The sequence below is a fragment of the Lysobacter enzymogenes genome (genome assembly GCF_900106525.1).
GTDB lineage: Bacteria > Pseudomonadota > Gammaproteobacteria > Xanthomonadales > Xanthomonadaceae > Lysobacter > Lysobacter enzymogenes.
In genome coordinates this window covers 385,644-402,819 of the sequence record NZ_FNOG01000005.1, presented here as the reverse complement: position 1 = coordinate 402,819, position 17,176 = coordinate 385,644, and the positions used below count along the sequence as shown (strand labels likewise).

The window sequence follows — 17,176 nt, the reverse complement described above, 5'->3', positions numbered from 1 at the left end:
GCAGGGCGGGCAAGGCGGCGGAGGGGCTACAGAGTCTCCAGGAACGCGGTGATCGCTTCCAGCTCGGTGCGGTGCAGGTCCAGCGGATGCAGCAGCGGATCGGGCTGCGGGAACAGCGGATCGCCGATCTGCTGCGGCGTCGGCTGCGGACGCGGCATGCCGGCGTTGTAGAGATTGACCACCCCGCGCAGCGTGGCGAAGCGGCCGTTGTGCATCCACGGCCCGGTCTTGGCCACGTTGCGCAGCGACGGCGTCTTGAACTTGCCCGCGTCGGCGCGATCGCCGGTGACCTCGTAACGCCCCAGGTCCTGCAGCGCGCGCCCGTAGAAATGCAGGCCCAGGTTGTGGAACCCGTCGTCGCTGAGGGTCGCGCCGCTGTGGCAGTTCATGCAGCGCGCACGGGTGCGGAACAGATGCAGGCCCCACAGCTGGCGGTCGTCGAGCGCGTTGCGGCTGCCTTCGAGGAAGCGGTCGAAACGGTTGAAGCGCGGCACCAGGCTGCGCTGGAAACTGGCCAGCGCCTGGCTGGTGCGGGCCAGGTCGATGCCGGGCGAACCGAAGGCGTCGGCGTAGGCGCGGCGATAGTCCGCTTGGCTGCGCAGCCGGCGCAGCACCGCGGCCGGGCGCGCGGCCATCTCGCGCGGATCGGTGAGCGGATGCAGCACTTGCGCCTCCAGGCTGGAGGCGCGCCCGTCCCAGAACAGATGCGCGGCGAACCCGCTCATCGCCACCGGCAGGGCATTGCGGCGGCCGCGCTGGCGGTCGTGACCGAACGGCACGCTGCGTCCGTCGCCCCAGCCCAGTTCGGAGTCGTGACAGCTGGCGCAGGCGATCTGGCCCGAGCCCGACAGGCGCGGGTCTTCGAACAGACGCTTGCCGAGCGCGGTCTTGGCCGGGCTCGGCGGGTTGTCGGGCGGGTAGGGCGCCTGTTTCGGCAGCGGCGCCAGTTCCGACCAGCGCGCGCCGGGATCGGTCAGCGGCTGCGGCCACCGGCCGATCGGCAGCGCGTACACCCGGCGCAGGCAGTCGCGATCAATCTGCGCGCCGCCGGCGTCGAGGCGCCGGCGGCATTCGTCCAGATCGACGGCGACGGGGGCGGATGCCGACGCCGCGACGCGGCTTGCCGCCGCTTGCGCGACCGGCTTGTCGGTCGGCGCGGCCACGGGGTCGGACACGGGGTCGGGCGTCGGCTCCGGCTCCAGCTCGCGTTGCGGCGCCGACTGCGCCGCGGTCGCGCTGGCCCACAGCAGGCCGGCGAAGACGGTCGCGAACGTCAGCGCCGAGGCCGCCGCCACGGCCAGATTGGCCCATCGTTGGGTCGTGCGCATCGCGGTCAGAATCGGTAGCCCAGTTCCAGCCAGTACGAGCGGCCGGGTTCGTAGACGGTGGTGGCCGTCGTGGCGCTGCTGATCAGGTTGGAGCGGTTCGTGAGGTTCTGCGCCTCCACCCGCGCGTAGGCCTGCTGATCGCGCGGCAGGCGCAGGGTCCATTCCACGGCGCTGTCCCAGGTCCAGGTCGCGGGATAGGCGACCTCTTCGATCACCGCGATGGCCTCGCCCTGATAGCTCTCGTTGCCGACGGTGCGCTTGCCGCGGTAACCGCTGCGATAGCGCAGGAAGTTGCTCCACAGCAGCCCGGCCGCCTCCCAGCGGGTCTGGGTCGCCAGGCGTGCGGTCCAGGGACGGTTGAACGAGGTCGCCGGCAGCTCCCAGGTGCGCATCAGCTTGCCCTGGTAGCGCACCCAGGTTTCGAAGGTTTCGCTGTAGACGGTCTCGTAGTCGGTGTAGTTGCGGCGAACGTCGGTGTAGTCGAACGCGGCCTCGGCGGTGGTGACGGCGGGGCCCCAGCGCAGCGGCTGCGCCGGCGCCAGGCTGGCGGTATAGGTCTGGCTGCGGCTGCGGCCGCGGTTGTCGTAGCGATTGACGCGGGTGTCGTAGAAGCCGCTGTCGTCGGTGTTGACGATGGTCTGGCGCAACACTTCGTCGCGGTTGTCGCGGCGCACGTACTTCAGGCTCAGGTCCAGCCCGGCCCAGCGCTGATTCCAGCCCAGCGCCAGTTCGTCGCCGTAAGGCACGCGCAGGCGGTCGAAGCGGTAATCGGCTGGGGACACGCGCACATCGCGCCAGATCAGGTCGGCGCCGCGCCGCTGTTCCAGTTGCAGGCGCTCGCGGCCTTCGCGCAACTTGTAGGCGAAGATGTTGCGGCCGTAGTAACGGTTGACGCCGGCGGTCAGCAAGGTGTCGCGGTCGCCGAACACGTCCCAGGACGCCGCCAGCCGCGGCGCGACGGTGGTGCGGCCCATCAGGCTGTCGCCGTCCACGCGCACGCCCGGGCGCAGGCTCCAGCGGCCCAGGCGCAGGTCGTCCTGGGCGAACACCGCCCATTCGCGGTTGTCGACGCTGAAAGCGCCCTCGCGATAGAGGTTGCGGCGGGTGAAGTACTGGCCGCGGCCCTTGATCACGCCGCTGCCGGTGGCGTCCACCGGCGCCAGCGAACAGCCGTCGCGATCGACGCCGCCGTTGGCCGCGGTGCAGGTCAAGGTCGCGACGGGCGTGAGGTAACTGTAATGATCGTTGAGGCGGTGGTACTCGGCGTTGCGGTCGCGGTATTCCAGGCCGAACTGCAGGCGGTGCTCGCCGCGGCCCAGACGCAGCGGCTCGCGCTCGAGCACGAGCTTGTAACCCAGGTTGCGGTTGCGCTGGTCGATATTGCCCCAACTGCCCTCGGCGCTGAGCGTGGTCACGCCCCAGTCCATCTCGCTGGACCGCGCCCAGGACTTCCAGTAATCGGTCTGGCTCCGGCGCGAACTGTCCAGGTCGCTGTAGCTCAGGGTGTTGCGCCAAGTCCAGTCGCCGCGCTGGTAGTTGACGCGCGCGCTGGCGACCGGGCCGCCTTGCTTGAGGTCGTAATACCCGTTCTTGGCGTTGACGATGAAATAGCGCTCGTCGGTCGGGGCGTAGTTGACGCTGGCGCTGATCTCCAGACCGTCGCCGTCGTTCCAGTCGGCGCGCAGGCTGGCGCTGGTGTTCTCGCGCACCTGCTCCTTCTCGTTTTCGTCGGTCGGACTGTTGCGGCCGGCGGTGTAGCCGCGCAGCGGAATCACCGAACGCAGGCGCGAGACCGTGCCGGACAGGCCCAGGCCGTTGCGGGTGCGGCCTTCCAGAGTGGCGCGCAGTTGGTATTTGTCGTAGCGCGGCTGCAGCGATTCGGTCGAGGACTGCTCGAAATTCTGCACGGCCGGCGCGACGATGTGGGTTTCGTTCCAGACCGAACGCTGCATGCGCGCGACCACGCTGCCGGAGAACGCGTCGCGCGCGCGCCGGCTCTCGGCCTCGACCACGCCGCCGCTGAAGCCGCCGTAGGACGCCGGCACATTGCTGTCGTAGACGGTCAGCGTGCCGATCTGGCTGGCGTCCAGGGCGATGCCCTGGCTGTGGCTGGGCACGTCGATGATGCTGGCGGCCAGGGTCGAGCCGCCCGGCGCGGTGTCGTTGTTGAAGCTGGCGCCGTCGAGCACGAACGCGTTCTGGTAGTACAGCCCGCCGTTGATGCTGATGTCGGCCGGGCGGATCTCGCCCATGTTGCGCGAGGTCGCGGCGGTGTCGTCGAACTGCACGCTGGGATTGATCCGCAGCAGGGTGCCGATGTCGCCGTTGCCGCGGATCTGTTCGTCGATGTAGCGGCGGTCCAGGCTCATGCCTTCCTGGTACGGGAACAGGCGTTGGCCGATGACCTTGAGTGGATCGTAGGTGTAGATGGACGGCGCCGGTGCGGCGTCGTCGGGGGCCGCAGTGGGCGCGACAGCGGCGACGGGGGCTTGTGGGGTTTCTGCGGCGCGCAGCGATCCGGCCGACAGCGCCAGGCCGATGGCCAGGGTCAGGCGATTCATCGAGTTCTCACGGTAGGTTTGCCGGCTTCCGGTCGGAAGTCGGTCTGCTGGCGTGAGAACTGCGAGAGCCCCTTGTTGCTCGCTGTGATTATCGTCGCAGTCGAAGCTGAATGAGTCAACCTGTGTTCATGTGCGGGTCGCGCTCATGCGCCGGCGCGGCGGCGCAACGGATCCGCTAGCGAGGCGAACGCTCGAACGAAAACAACCGCGCCAGCGGATGCGCGCGCCGTTCGATCCGCGCCCGCAGCAGCCCGGCGCCGATCATGCTGTAGGTGATGCCGTTGCCGCCGTAGGCCATGGCGAACAGCACGCGCGGGCCGTACTGCGCATGCGCGCCGAACCAGGGCAGGCCGTCGGCGGTTTCGGCGAAGGTGCCGGCCCAGGCGAACGCCGGTTGCAGACGCAGGCGTTCGAAGCGTTGCTGTACCTGGCGGACCAGACGGTTGGCGCGCGATTGCACGCGGCGGTCGCGGCGCGCCGGCAGGTCGATCGCGTCGTCGCAGCCGCCGACCACCAGGCGGCCGTCGCCGGTGCTGCGCAGATACAGATATGGACGCGCCGATTCCCACACCATGGTCGCGCGCAGCGCCTGCAACTCGTCCTCGTGCAGCGGATCGGTGACGAAGGCGTAGCTGCTGCGGTTGCGCGCCAGCGGCTGGTCGATCCAGCGCTGGCCGGCATAACCGGCCGCGACGACGACATGGCCGGCGCGCACGCGCATGCCGTCGGCGGTGCGCAGTTCGACGCCGCGAGACTTGGCCTGAAGATGCTCGACGCAGGTGCGGTCGTAGACCTGGCCGCCGCGCCGGCGCAGGCGCGCGAGCAGGCGCGAGGTCATGCGATAAGGGTCCACCGCCGCCGCGCATTCGCTGAGCATCGCGCCGGGCGCGCGCAGGCCGTAGTCGGCGGCCAGCTCGTCGGCTTCCAGCCAGCGCAGCGCCAGACCGTGGCGAACGCGCAATGCGGCCTCCTCGCGCAGCAGCGGCAGATGACTGCTGCGGCTGGCGTAGTACAGGCTGCGTTGGCGGCGGAAATCGACATCGCGCAGTTCGGCGGCGACCTCGCCCAGGCGCTCCACCGCCGCGGCGCAGGCGCGATAGGCCAGGGCCGCGTTGCGCTCACCAAAGCGCTGGCTCAGTTCGATCAGATGGGTGTCGATCTCGTACTGCAGCAGCGCCGTGCTCGCCGCGGTGCTGCCCCAGGCGATGTCGCGCTGTTCCAGCACCGCCACCTCGTGGCCGTGCGCGGCCAGCTCGTCGGCGATCAGCGCGCCGCTGATGCCGCCGCCGATCACTGCGATCTCGCAGTCCAGGTCTTGCTGCAGACGCGGGAAGGCGTGCATCAGGCCGTTGCGGATCGCCCAGAACGGATAGCCGCTTTTGAGATCCATGACGTCGCCGGACGGGAAGGGAAGGCCAGCTAAACCGCGGCGGCGTGTGCGTGAGGTGATACGCGCGTGTTTCTCGCCCAATGCGTAGCGGTTCGCATCCGCTTAATGCGGACGCAGACCCGGCGCGCGACAGCCGCACGCGCCGATCTGCCATCATCGCGGCCTGACCACGCCGGACCGAGGACACGCCCATGAAACTGCTGCTGGCCGGCGCGACCGGCCTGGTCGGAAGCCACGCGCTGCGGCTGGCGCTGGCCGATCCGGCGATCGAACGGGTGATCGCGCCCACGCGCCGCGCGCTGCCGCCGCATCCCAAGCTGGACGCGCCGCAGATCGACTGGGACGCGCTGCCGCCCGACGCGCCGTGGTGGCGGGTCGACGCGGTGGTCTGTGCGCTCGGCACGACGATGCGCGCGGCCGGTTCGCGCGAGGCCTTCCGCAAGGTCGACTTCGATTACCCGTTGGCGCTCGCGCAGGCCGCGCACCGCGCTGGCGCCCGAACTTACGCGCTCAACTCCGCGCTCGGCGCCGATGCCGGCTCGCGGGTGTTCTACAACCGGGTCAAGGGCGAACTGGAGCAGGCGCTGGCCGGGGTCGGCTTCGACTCGCTGACCTATGTGCGGCCGGGCCTGATCGGCGGCGAGCGCGCGCAATCGCGCCCCGGCGAGGCCGCCGCGAGCGCGGTGTTGCGCACGCTCGGGCCGCTGCTGCCGCGGCGCTGGCGGATCAACCCGGCGCCGCACATCGCCCAGGCCTTGCTCGATGCCGCGCTGCGCGCGCAGCCGGGCGTGCATGCGGTCGGCTCCGAGCGATTGGTCTGAGCGCGCCGAACCGCCAAGGCGCCGACGCAGCGCCCATCGCTTCGACGCACCGCCCGATGCCTCAACGCGGCAGTTGCTTGACCAACTCGACGAAGTTGCGCGCCGGCGCCGAATCCAGCTCCGGCAACTGCGCCAGCGCCAGCCGCGCGATCGGCTGCAACCCGGCGATGTCGCGATAGACGATGCCGGGCAGGGCGAAGCGGCGCATCGCCTCGGGCACGATCGCCACGCCCAGCTCGGCCGCCACCAGCGCCAGCGACGAGGCCAGCTGCGGCGCGTGCTGGCCGATGCGCGGCTCGAAACCGGCGCGGCGGCAGGCGCCGAGGATCGCCTCGTGCAGGGTCGGGCCGACGTTGCGCGGGGTCAGGATCAACGCGTCGTCGCGCAGCTCGGTCAGCCGGATCGACTTGCGCCGGCCGTCGCGCACCGCCGCGTGGCTGAGCGGCAGCGCGGCGATCATCGGTTCGTCCAGCAGCGCGTGCAGCAGCACGCCTTCGTTCTCGCTGCCGTCGTGGCGCAGGAAGGCCAGATCCAGGCTGCCGTCGCGCAGCTTGGCCGACAGGTGCGCGCTGTTGTCTTCCTCCAGGGTCAGTTCCACTTCGCCGTAGCGGCGGCGGAACTCGCGGATCGCCTGGGTGGTGAGCGGGGTGAGGATCGCCGAGGAGGTGAAGCCCAGGCGCAGCGCGCCGGTTTCGCCGCGCGCGGCGCGTTGGGCCTGACGCACCGCCGCGGCGGCCTGCTCGGGCAGGCTGCGCGCGCGTTCGAGGAAGGCGCGGCCGGCTTCGGTGAGTTCGGCGCCGTGCGGGACGCGGTGGAACAGGCGCGCGCCGATCTCGTTTTCCAGATCGCGGATCTGCTGGCTCAGCGGCGGCTGGGCGATGCCCAGGCGCTCGGCGGCGCGGGTGAAATTGCCTTCCTCGGCGACGGCAAGGAAGTAGCGGATATGGCGCAGTTCCATCGGGGCCTCGGGCGCAGTCGGCGGTGACGGTCCGGTAAAAGCGTTGGTATCTGTAAAAAGTATCAGAGACCGCTGTTTCATATATTGGACGAATGAAGCGCGCAGCGCCATCCTGGCGCCCATGAGCACGACTCCCGTCATGGCCCCATGCACCGCGGCCCCTGGTTCCGCGGCGCCGCCGCATCCCGGCATCGAACGCGGCAGCGCGGCGTACCGCCGCGCCAACCTCGCCCTGTTCCTGGCCGGTTGCTCGACTTTTTCGCTGCTGTATTGCGTGCAGCCGTTGCTGCCGGAATTCGCCCGCGACTTCGGCCTGAGCCCGGCCAGCAGTTCGCTGGCGCTGTCGCTGAGCACCGCGGCGCTGGCGGTGGCGATCTTCGCCGTCGGTGCGCTGTCGCAGCAGGTCGCGCGGCGGCGGCTGATGTTCGCCTCGATGGTGTTGGCGGCGGTCTGCAACCTGCTCGCCGCAGCCGCGCCGAATTGGCCGCTGCTGCTGTTGGCGCGGTTGGCCGAAGGCGCCTTGCTCGGCGGCGTGCCGGCGGTGGCGATGGCCTACTTGGCCGAGGAAATGGACGCGCGCCATCTCAGCGGCGCGATGGGCTTGTACGTGGCCGGCACCGCGTTCGGCGGGATGATGGGGCGGGTCGGCATGGGCCTGCTGGTCGAATCCGCCGACTGGCGCACGGCGATGGCCGCGATCGGCGCGGTCGGCCTGGTCGCGGCGTTCGGTTTCGCCGCGCTGCTGCCGCAGTCGCGCCGGTTCGTGCCGCAGCGCGGTTTCGTGCTGCAGCGGCACCTGCGCGCCTGGGGCGCGCAACTGCGCCATCCGGGACTGCTGCGGCTGTTCGCGGTCGGTTTCGTGCTGACCAGCGTGTTCGTGGCCTTGTTCAACTACGTCGGCTTCCGTCTGGCCGGCGCGCCTTACCTCCTGGGCCCGGGCCGGATCAGCCTGATCTTCCTGGCCTATGTGTTCGGCATGTTCTCCTCGCCGCTGGCCGGGCGCCTGGCCGACCGCTACGGCGGGCGTTGGCCGCTGGCGGCGGGCATGGCGCTGATGGCGCTCGGCGCGCTGGTCACGTTGGGTTCGTCGTTGGTGGCGATCGTCGCCGGCATCAGCCTGGTCACGTTCGGTTTCTTCGTCGGCCACAGCGTCGCCAGCGCCTGGGTCGGGCGTCTGGCCGGTGCCGACAAGGGCCATGCCTCTTCGCTGTACCTGCTGTTCTATTACTTCGGCTCCAGCATCACCGGCCCGCTTGGCGGCTGGGCCTGGCAGCACGGCGGTTGGGGCGGCGAGGTCGCTTTGACCGCGACGCTGGCTTTGCTGGGTATCGTGTTGGCGATCCAGGTCGAAGGCAGAGGGCAAGCGCGTGGGGTATGAATCGTCCGGACGGCCGCCGCTGCTGTTGCTGCCGGGATTGCTGTGCGACGAGGAACTGTGGCGCGAGCAGGTGCGCGACCTGGCCGCTGTGGCCGACATCGGCGTGGCCGACCTGACCCAGGACGACAGCGTCGCCGGCATGGCCGCGCGGGTGCTGGCCGCGGCGCCGCCGCGCTTCGCCTTGGCGGGGCTGTCGATGGGCGGCTACGTCGCGTTCGAAATCCTGCGCCAGCAGCCAGAACGGGTGAGCAAGCTGGCGTTGTTCGACACCAGCGCCGCGCCGGACTCGCCGCTGCGCGCGATGCAGCGCCGCGCCGGCCTGCGCCTGCTCGACCGCGGCCGTTTCGCCGGCGTGACCCAGCAACTGCTGCCGACCCTGGTGCATGCTCGGCATGTCGACGGCCCGGTCGGCGCGCAGGTGCGGGCGATGGCCCAGCGCGTCGGCGCGCAGGCCTATCGGCGCCAGCAGACCGCGATCCTGCAGCGGCCGGACTCGCGGCCGCTGCTGGCCGCCATCGACGTGCCAACCTTAATCGCGGTCGGCGAAGACGATCAACTGACGCCGCCGGCCGCGGCCGAGGAGATGCATCGCGGCATCGCCGGCTCGGTGCTCGAACGCATCCCCGACTGCGGGCATTTGCCGACCCTGGAAACGCCGCAGCTCGCCACCGAACTGCTGCGCCGCTGGCTGGCGTGGTGAAACGCTTGCGAACGACCGACTTTTCCAAAGGATCCGCACGATGAGCGAACTGTCTGCGAACGAACTGGCCGCGCTGGCGCGCCTCAACGACTTGCGCGCGCAAGCCGCAGCGGGCGCGCAGGTCGACGAACTGGAAGCGCAGTTCGCCCGCGCCTACGCGGCCGGTCATCGGCTGGCGGTGTACGGCACGCTGGCGCCGGGCCAACCCAATCACCATCACCTCAGCGATCTGGCCGGCGAGTGGATCGGCGGCGGCGCGGTCACCGGGACGCTGGAGGCGCTGGGCTGGGGCGCGGACATGGGTTTTCCGGCGCTGCGCTGGTCGCCGGACGGCGCCGAGGTCGGGGTGCAGTTGTTCGTCTCGAAGGAACTGCCCGCGCATTGGCCGAGACTGGACGAGTTCGAGGGCGAGCAATACCTGCGCATGCTGGTGCCGGTGCGCTTCGCCGACGGACGCGTCGAAGTGGCCAATCTTTACGCTGCGCATCCTGCGGCGGGCTGAAGCCGCAGCGCGGGGGCGCGCGCCGCCGCGCGGGCGGGCGAGGGCGGTCTAAACGCTAGGTCGCGATCCGACACAGGGTCGGATACGGAAACGCCGGCCTAGCGCCGGCGTTTCCAGATCGCGATTGCCGCGTTGAAGGTCAGTGCTTCATCGCATGCTTGCGCTGGCTCATCTCGCGATGGCTTTCGCGCACCTGCGGCAGCAGCCGTTCGACGGCGGCCCGCGCCGACGGCGCGACGTTGGGATCGCCCTGGACCTCGTTGAAGGCCTTGAGCAGGCGATCCTCGGATTCCTCCAGTTCGGCTACGTAGCCGTAGCGAGTGTCGCCGAGCGCGGCGCGCACGCGGCCGTAGACTTCCTGCATCGAGCCGACGAAGGTGCCGCTACTGGCGGGCTCGCCGCCGACCGCGGCGACCTCGGTGCTGAGTTGCTGGACGATCGCGCCCTTGGCGGTGGACATGCGCAGGAACGTGCCGGCCAGTTCGGTGTCGCCGACCTTCTTCGCCGCCTCGGCGTAGAAATGCTCGCCGTCGCGGGCGATCTGGATCAGATCGTTGAGGCTGTGCTCGGTCTTCTTGTCGGTCATCGCCGTCTCCTGTGGAGGCTGGGAAAGAGGCCGACGCTGTGCGCATCGGTTGAGTCCACTATCCGAGCCGCGGCATTAAACAGCCGTGACCTGCGAGTGAGGACGCGCGAGAGCGCATCGCGCCTTCGTCATCGCGCGCTAACAACGGGTTTACTGCGTCTGCACGCAGAGCGCGGCCGCATCACCGGCCGCTTACGCGGCGGCGGCTACACAGGACGCGAACCCGAACGGACCTGCACACATGCACTGGATGGCCCAGTTGTGGGTGGTCGGCGGCGCGGCCTATGCGATGTTGCTCGGCGGCGCCATCGGCTTCGAACGCGAACTCAGGAACCGGCCCGCGGGTTTCCGCACCCACATGCTGGTGGCGGGCGCGTCCTCGTTGTTGATCGGCATGGGCCTGCTGGCGATCGGCGATCCTCGTTTCCGCGCGCCGTTCCTGATCAACATGGACCCGATGCGCCTGGTCGAGGCGGTGGTGGCGGGCGTGTCGTTCATCGGCGCCGGCACCATCTTCGCCTGGCGCGGCGGGCGCGACGTCGCCGGCATCACCACCGCGGCGTCGTTGCTGATGGCCGCGGTGATCGGCGCCTGCACCGGCTTGCGCTATCACGTGCTGGCGCTGGCCGCCGCCGCGCTGACCTTGCTGGTGCTTGCGGCGCTCAAGGCGGCCGAGCGGCGGCTTGGGTTCGCGGCCAAGTCCGCGAGCGAGGCAGCGCCCGAAGACTAACGCCGCTGACGCTCAAGGCCGGCGTCGGCGCAGGAACGCCAGCGTCGCGCGCTCCCACTGGCGATCGCTGGACGGCGTGCGCGCCGGCAGGCGCAGGCGGCCTTCGCGCCAGGCCTGCAGCACCGCCGGATGCAGGTAGGATGCGCGGCAGACCGCCGGCGTATTGCGCAGCATCTGCGCGACTTCGGCCACCGCCTGATTCTCGATCCGCGCGATCGCGCGCGCGTTGGGACGGCCGTCGCGGTGCGGCGGCGGCAATTCGGTCAACGCGAGCCGGCGGAACGCGCTCGCGGTCGCGCCCCAGGTGCGGAAATCCTTGGCGGTGAATTCCGCGCCCATGATCTCGCGCAAGTAGTCGTTGACGTCGCCCGAATCCACCGCCTGGCGCCGGCCGTCGTCGTCGAGATATTGGAACAGCGCCTGTCCGGGCAACTGCTGGCAGCGCCGCACCAGCCGCACCAGGTTGGCGTCGTCGAGTTCGATCTGCTGGCGCTGCCCGCCCTTGCCGCGGAAGCTCAAGTGGGCGCGGCCGCCGCGCAGGAAGCGGATGTGGCGGTTGCGCAGCGTGGTCAGGCCGAACGAGCCGTTGCTGCGCTGGTACTCGTCGTTGCCGACCCGGATCAGGGTATGCGCCATCACCGCCACCACGATCGCCAGCACCCGTTCGCGCGGCAGCCCGGGCCGCGCCAGATCGGCGCGCACCCGCCGGCGCAGCGCGGGCAGGGCGGCGGCGAAGGCGAGCATGCGTTCGAACTTGCCCAGGTCGCGTTGTTCGCGCCAGCGCGGGTGGTAGCGGTATTGCTTGCGCCCGCGCGCGTCGCGTCCGGTCGCCTGCAGGTGGCCGCGCGGATCGGCGCAGATCCACACGTCGGTGTAGGCCGGCGGGATCGCCAGTGTGCGGATGCGCTCGAGCTGGCGCGGCGAGCGCAACGGCCGGCCGCGAGCATCGCGGTAGGCGAAGCCGCGGCCGGCGCGGCGGCGGCTGAAGCCGGGCTCGCCGTCGTCGACGTAGCGCAGCCCGGCGCCGCGCGCGCTGCGGCGGGCGTTGCGGTCGCTGGGAGGAGGCGAGGCCATGCGCCAGTGATACGGGGCGCCGCGTCAACGCAGCAACAAGAAAATCCGCGATGGCGTCGCGACCGGCTTCGCGTTTAGGCGGGATTGCGGACTCGCGCAAGCCTGCTATTGCGATCCGTTCTCATTTGCTATGATGCGCCGCGTCAGCCGCTGCACCTGCAGTCAGCCAATCGTTTTCAACGGGCCGACTCTCGTGTACGCAGAAGGATCTCTGCGCGCTTTCGCGCGTTCTCCGCTTTCCCTTTCCCTCGCTGTGGTGCTGGCGCTGCCGTTCGCGGCGCAGGCGGCCGAGCTCGCGGCTGCAGAGGCCGCGCCGGCCGAAGCCGCCGACGCGCAGACCCTCGACACCGTCCGGGTCAACGCCTACCGCACCACCACCCATTCCCAGGGCGCGACCAAGACCGACGCGCCGATCGCGCAGACGCCGCAGTCGATCGCGGTGATCGCGCGCGAAGAGCTCGACGCGCGCGGCGTGCAGAACCTCAACGAGGCCATGCGCTACGTCGCCGGCGTGTCGCTGGAAAGCAGCGGCATCGACAACCGCGTCGACGATTTCCGCATCCGCGGCTACGACGCCGGCAGCTGGAGCAACAACGTCACCCTCGACGGTCTGCGCGCGCCGCAGGGCGGGCAGTGGAACCGGACCATGTTCGATACCTGGAACCTGGAACGGGTCGAAGTGCTCAAGGGCCCGTCGGCGGTGATGTACGGCCAGGTCGCGCCCGGCGGCATGGTCAACCAGGTCAGCAAGACGCCCACGCCCGGCCAGCAGCAGGTGCTGCAACTGGGCCTGGACGGCCACGGCCAGTACAGCGCGGCCTTCGATGTCGGCACCGGCAGCGGCGGCGACGCGCACCTGGTGCGGCTGGTCGGCCTGTACCGCGACGGCGACACCCAGATCGACCACACCGAGCAGAAGCACTGGTTCCTCGCGCCCAGCTACACCTGGCAGATCGCCGAGCGCACCCGCCTGACCTTGCTGGGCCTGTACCAGAAGGACGACGGCGGCTCGACCTATCAGTTCCTGCCGATGGACGGCACCCTGCGGCCCACCCGCTACGGCCGGATGAAGAACACCACCTTCATCGGCGAGCCGAGCTGGAACACCTACGACCGCACCCTGTGGACCGCGGGCTGGCTGTTCGAGCACGGCTTCAACGAGAACTGGACGCTGAGCCAGAGCGCGCGCCGCACCCACGTCGATTCGCTGTATCGCGGCGTCATCACCCTGGGCGCGCTGAACGCCGACGGCCGTACCCAGAACCGCCGCGCCACCTACGGCGACGGCGATTCCGACGGCGACACCATCGATACCCGGATCCAGGGCAAGTTCGTCACCGGCGCGATCGCGCACACGCTGCTGTTCGGCGTGGACTGGCAGAAGGCCGATTGGGTCGGCGGGCGCGGGTCGATGAACAATCCGGCGCCGATCGACATCTTCCATCCGGTCTACACCGGCTACACCCCGGTGGTGCGTTCGGTCGGCCTGTCGCGCGGCACCAACGAGCAGACCGGCGCCTACCTGCAAGACCAGATGGCGTTCGGCAACTGGCGCGTGCTGCTCGGCGGCCGTTACGACCGCACCGACGACGACACCGCCACCGCGACCCGCACCGTCGCCACCGGCGCGGTTACGCCGTGGGTGCGCACGCGGCTGAAGAACGACGCCTTCACCGGCCGCGCCGGCGTGCTGTACGCCGCGCCGAACGGCTGGTCGCCGTACCTGAGCTATGCCGAGTCGTTCCAGCCGGCGACCACCGACATCAACCAGAGCTACACGCGCACGCCGTTCGACCCGATCACCGGCAAGCAATGGGAGGGCGGGGTGAAGTTCCAGCCGTCGAGCTTCGACGGCCTGATCACGCTGTCGGCCTACGACCTGCGCCAGGAAAATATCCTGGTCGACGATCCCGACCCGACCCACGTCAACTGCGGCGCCAGCGGCGCGCTGCGCTGCCAGGCGCAGAGCGGCGAAGGCCGCGTGCGCGGCGTCGAGCTGGAAGCGCGGGTGACTCCGCTGGAAGGCTTCAGCATCATCGGCGCGGCCTCGCGCATGGATTCCGAACTCACCCGCGGCGCGCCCGAACTGCGCGGCAAGCAGTTGGCGCAGGTGCCGGAATGGACCGCGACCGCATGGCTGGACTACACCTTCCACGCCGGCGCGCTGGAAGGCCTGGGCCTGGCCGCGGGCGTGCGCTACAGCGGCGAGAGCTACGGCGACAGCGCCAATCTCTACCGCATCCCGTCCTACACCGTGTTCGACGCGGCGATCCGCTACCGTGTCGACACCGGCAACGGCCCGGCGACCCAGTTCGCGCTCAACATCGGCAACTTCAGCGACAAGACCTACATCTCCACCTGCGGCAGCGTGGCTTCGTGCTACTACGGCAGCGGCCGCACCGTGGTCGCCAGCGTACGCCTGAGCTGGTGATGCACACCGCCGCGAACGCCCCGATGCCTACCTGTAGGAGCGGCGCAAGCCGCGACCGCGGGGCGTCCGTTCGCGGCGGAAGCGCCGGCGTGTGGCGGGTGCGGCAATGGCCTGCGTGCGTTTCCTCGGCGGCTGCGATTACCGCGTCGCGGCTCGCGCCGCTCCTACAGGGCGCGACCGCAGCGACGATGACTACCTGTAGGAGCGGCGCAAGCCACGACAGCGGGGCGTCCGTTCGCGGCGAAGGCTCCGGCGGGTGGCGGTTGCGGCAATGGCCTGCGTGCGTTTCCTCGGCGCCTGCGATTGCCGCGTCGCGGCTCGCGCCGCTCCTACAGGGCGCGGCCGCAGCGACGATGATTACCTGTAGGAGCGGCGCAAGCCGCGACCGCGGGGCGTCCGCTCGCGGCGGAAGCGTCGGTGTGCGGTGGATAGGGCAATCGCCCGCGTGCATTTCCTCGGCGTTTGCGTCTACCGCGTCGCGGCTCGCGCCGCTCCTACAGGGAGCGGTGCGATGAATCCTTGGTGGGTGGTGCCGGCGATGGCATTCGGCGTACTGGGTGCGTGGGGGTTGTATCTGGCTTCGCCGCAACAGCAGTGGCGCGCTACGCCGGTGCGGGCATGGCTTGGGGCAGGGTGCGCGTTGCTGTCGCTGGCGTTGTTGTGGCCGGCGCTGGGGGCGGCCGCGGCGGTGGCGATGTGGCTGACGGTGTTGATGCTGGTCGCGACCTTGGCGCCGTTTCTCGGGGCCTGGCGCGCGCGTCGGTGCGGGGGCGGGCGATGAGCGGCGAACGCGAACGGCTGCAGAGCCGGCATTGGTTCGGTAAGGGCTCGGCCGGGTTGCTCCTCGGTTTCGGCCTGGCCCTGGCGCTGTCGGGGTTGTTCGCGTGGTGGGGGCCGGGCGCGGTCGATGGCGACGGCGGCCGCATCCAGTTCGTGATGTGGCTGATCGCGCCGCTGTGGTGCGCGGTGTTTTCGCTGGTGTTCCTGTTCCGCAGCAGCGCGCGCGCGTGGCTGTGGCTGGGGCTGGCGAACGCGCTGGCGTTCGGCGCGCTGGCGCTGACGCGGGCGGCGATGGTTTAGACGGGCAGGGACGGGCGATGAAGATCCGCAGCGATATCGTCAAGGTCTACAAGGACGTGCACATCTGGGCCGGCATCGTGGCCGGGCTGATGCTGTTCGTGGCCTTCTACGCCGGCGCCATCACCATGTTCGAAAAGCCGCTGGAGCGCTGGGCGACGCCGCCCGCGGCCTTGACGCCGCCGGTGCCGCTGGAGCGCGCCGAGGAGTTGCTGCAGGCGACGATCGCCGCGCATCCGCAGGCGGCGCGGCGCTATCTGCTGATGGTGGAGACCTCGGCCGACCTGCCGGCGCGGGTGGTGTGGCGCGAGCCCGGCGCCAAGCGCCGCGAGTTCGTCGAGCACGGCGCCAGCTTCGGCCCCGGCGGCGAACTGCAGACCCAGCGCCTGAGCAAGGCGCCCGTCGCGCAGTGGATCGACACCTTGCACCAGCGCGTCGGCCTGCCGTTCGCCGATCCGCTGGCGCGCTGGCTGATGGGCGCGGTATCGCTGCTGTATGCGCTGGCCCTGGTCTCCGGCCTGATCGTGGTGCTGCCGACCCTGGCCAAGGATCTGTTCGCGCTGCGCATCGGCAAGAACATCAAGCGATTGTGGCTGGACGTGCACAACGCGCTGGGCATCGTCAGCCTGCCGTTCCATCTGATCATGGCCTTGACCTGCGTGGTGTTCGCTTTCCACGACGAGTTCTACGACGCGCAGGACAAGGCAGTCTACGCGCAAGGCATCCAATGGGGCAGCGCGGAGGGCTCCGCCGCGCCGGCGCCGGGCGCCGCGCCGTTGCCGGCCGCCGAACTGCTGCGCCGGGTCGAACGGCAACTGCCGGGTTTTCGCGTGTTCGGCTTCGAATTCGAACAGCGCGACGGGGTATTGCAGGCCACCGTCACCGGCCTGGATACGCGCTACGGCACCCGCGCGCGCACCTACGCTTCGAGCCATCTGGATCCGTACACCGGCACGGTCGATCCGCACGATCTGCCCGGCCACCAGGGCGGCTGGGATGCGGCGGTCAATACCTTCTTCATGCTTCACTTCGGCAGCTTCGGCGGCAACACGGTGCGCTGGATGTATCTGCTGCTCGGCCTGGCCGGCGCGGCGCTGTTCTATACCGGCAACCTGTTGTGGATCGAATCGCGGCGCAAGAAAGACCGCGGCCAGGGCGGCGCGACCCAGACCCGCGCGGCGCGCGCCTTGTCGTGTCTCACCATCGGCGTGAGCCTAGGGTGCGTGGCCGGCATCTCGGCGACGCTGGCGGCGACCAAGTGGCTGCCGGCGCGGGTCGACGACCTGGCCGAGTGGCACCAGGGCATCTACTACGCGGTGTTCGTCGCCGCGCTCGGCTGGGCCTGCGTGCGCGGCGCGGCGCGCGGCGCGGTCGAACTGGCGTGGCTGTGCGCAGCGCTGACCCTGGCGATTCCGCTGTCGAGCCTGGCCGGCGTGTGGGGCCTGGGCGGGGCGTGGAATCACGGCGGCATGGGCGCGGTCGTCGATGTCGCGGCGTTGGCCGCGGTGCCGGCGTTCGCGCTGATCGCGCTGCGCACGCGCCGGCGCATGGCGCGCGGACACGCCGACAGCGTGTGGGCGGCGGGCGGGGCGGGGACCGCGGCGGTGCGCTCGGAAGAGGTGCAGCATGCACAGGCCTGA

15 protein-coding genes are annotated in these 17,176 nt (G+C 70.4%); 9 read left to right on the top strand and 6 right to left on the bottom strand.

Going from position 1 to position 17,176, the window contains the following annotated elements:
• Window positions 1-26 precede the first annotated feature (26 nt).
• From BLU84_RS14660 to BLU84_RS14650, 3 genes are all read right to left on the bottom strand, one after another.
• A complete protein-coding gene (locus tag BLU84_RS14660) occupies window positions 27-1,328 on the bottom strand; it encodes a cytochrome-c peroxidase (protein ID WP_139175012.1) in 1,302 nt (433 codons plus the stop codon).
• 5 nt (window positions 1,329-1,333) lie between these two features.
• Entirely contained in the window at window positions 1,334-3,889 is a 2,556-nt protein-coding gene (locus BLU84_RS14655; protein ID WP_074868521.1) for a TonB-dependent receptor plug domain-containing protein, read from the bottom strand.
• A gap of 175 nt (window positions 3,890-4,064) precedes the next feature.
• On the bottom strand, window positions 4,065-5,279 hold the full coding sequence (locus tag BLU84_RS14650) for an NAD(P)/FAD-dependent oxidoreductase (RefSeq protein ID WP_074868518.1): 1,215 nt from the start codon (window positions 5,277-5,279) through the stop codon (window positions 4,065-4,067).
• Between the two features lie 191 nt (window positions 5,280-5,470).
• Here BLU84_RS14650 and BLU84_RS14645 point away from each other — a divergent pair, with 191 nt between their 5' ends.
• On the top strand, window positions 5,471-6,100 hold the full coding sequence (locus BLU84_RS14645; protein ID WP_074868515.1) for an NAD-dependent epimerase/dehydratase family protein: 630 nt from the start codon (window positions 5,471-5,473) through the stop codon (window positions 6,098-6,100).
• A gap of 61 nt (window positions 6,101-6,161) precedes the next feature.
• On the opposite strand, the gene BLU84_RS14640 is transcribed toward BLU84_RS14645, so the two are convergent.
• Window positions 6,162-7,058 carry a LysR family transcriptional regulator gene (locus tag BLU84_RS14640; RefSeq protein WP_074868512.1) on the bottom strand — a complete coding sequence of 299 codons (897 nt, stop codon included), beginning with the start codon at window positions 7,056-7,058 and terminating at the stop codon, window positions 6,162-6,164.
• A gap of 121 nt (window positions 7,059-7,179) precedes the next feature.
• On the opposite strand from BLU84_RS14640, the gene BLU84_RS14635 reads away from it, so the two are divergent.
• The 3 genes from BLU84_RS14635 to BLU84_RS14625 are packed head-to-tail and all read left to right on the top strand — an operon-like array spanning window position 7,180 to window position 9,638.
• Window positions 7,180-8,436 (top strand): MFS transporter, encoded by a 1,257-nt coding sequence (locus tag BLU84_RS14635; protein WP_083382604.1) that lies wholly within the window; start codon window positions 7,180-7,182, stop codon window positions 8,434-8,436.
• Window positions 8,426-9,136 carry an alpha/beta fold hydrolase gene (locus BLU84_RS14630; protein WP_074868506.1) on the top strand — a complete coding sequence of 237 codons (711 nt, stop codon included), beginning with the start codon at window positions 8,426-8,428 and terminating at the stop codon, window positions 9,134-9,136. The genes BLU84_RS14635 and BLU84_RS14630 overlap by 11 nt, the downstream gene beginning before the upstream one ends.
• Window positions 9,137-9,176: 40 nt before the next feature.
• Window positions 9,177-9,638, top strand: coding sequence for a gamma-glutamylcyclotransferase family protein (locus BLU84_RS14625; RefSeq protein ID WP_083382603.1), 462 nt, complete (start codon window positions 9,177-9,179; stop codon window positions 9,636-9,638).
• A gap of 139 nt (window positions 9,639-9,777) precedes the next feature.
• Here the strand turns inward: BLU84_RS14625 and BLU84_RS14620 are convergent, their stop codons facing one another.
• Window positions 9,778-10,224 (bottom strand): PA2169 family four-helix-bundle protein, encoded by a 447-nt coding sequence (locus tag BLU84_RS14620; protein WP_074868503.1) that lies wholly within the window; start codon window positions 10,222-10,224, stop codon window positions 9,778-9,780.
• Window positions 10,225-10,465: 241 nt separating this feature from the next.
• Between BLU84_RS14620 and BLU84_RS14615 the strand changes: the two genes are divergently transcribed.
• Window positions 10,466-10,954, top strand: coding sequence for an MgtC/SapB family protein (locus BLU84_RS14615; RefSeq protein ID WP_074868500.1), 489 nt, complete (start codon window positions 10,466-10,468; stop codon window positions 10,952-10,954).
• A gap of 12 nt (window positions 10,955-10,966) precedes the next feature.
• Here the strand turns inward: BLU84_RS14615 and BLU84_RS14610 are convergent, their stop codons facing one another.
• Window positions 10,967-12,028: a DNA topoisomerase IB gene (locus BLU84_RS14610; RefSeq protein ID WP_074868497.1), complete on the bottom strand. Its 1,062-nt coding sequence runs from the start codon at window positions 12,026-12,028 to the stop codon at window positions 10,967-10,969.
• 256 nt (window positions 12,029-12,284) lie between these two features.
• On the opposite strand from BLU84_RS14610, the gene BLU84_RS14605 reads away from it, so the two are divergent.
• From BLU84_RS14605 to BLU84_RS14590, 4 genes are all read left to right on the top strand, one after another.
• Window positions 12,285-14,459 carry a TonB-dependent siderophore receptor gene (locus BLU84_RS14605; RefSeq protein WP_233431149.1) on the top strand — a complete coding sequence of 725 codons (2,175 nt, stop codon included), beginning with the start codon at window positions 12,285-12,287 and terminating at the stop codon, window positions 14,457-14,459.
• Window positions 14,460-14,970: 511 nt separating this feature from the next.
• Window positions 14,971-15,240, top strand: coding sequence for a hypothetical protein (locus BLU84_RS14600; protein WP_074868493.1), 270 nt, complete (start codon window positions 14,971-14,973; stop codon window positions 15,238-15,240).
• Entirely contained in the window at window positions 15,237-15,539 is a 303-nt protein-coding gene (locus BLU84_RS14595; RefSeq protein ID WP_074868490.1) for a hypothetical protein, read from the top strand. Before BLU84_RS14600 ends, BLU84_RS14595 begins: the two co-directional genes overlap by 4 nt.
• Window positions 15,540-15,556: 17 nt before the next feature.
• Window positions 15,557-17,176 carry a PepSY-associated TM helix domain-containing protein gene (locus tag BLU84_RS14590; RefSeq protein ID WP_074868487.1) on the top strand — a complete coding sequence of 540 codons (1,620 nt, stop codon included), beginning with the start codon at window positions 15,557-15,559 and terminating at the stop codon, window positions 17,174-17,176.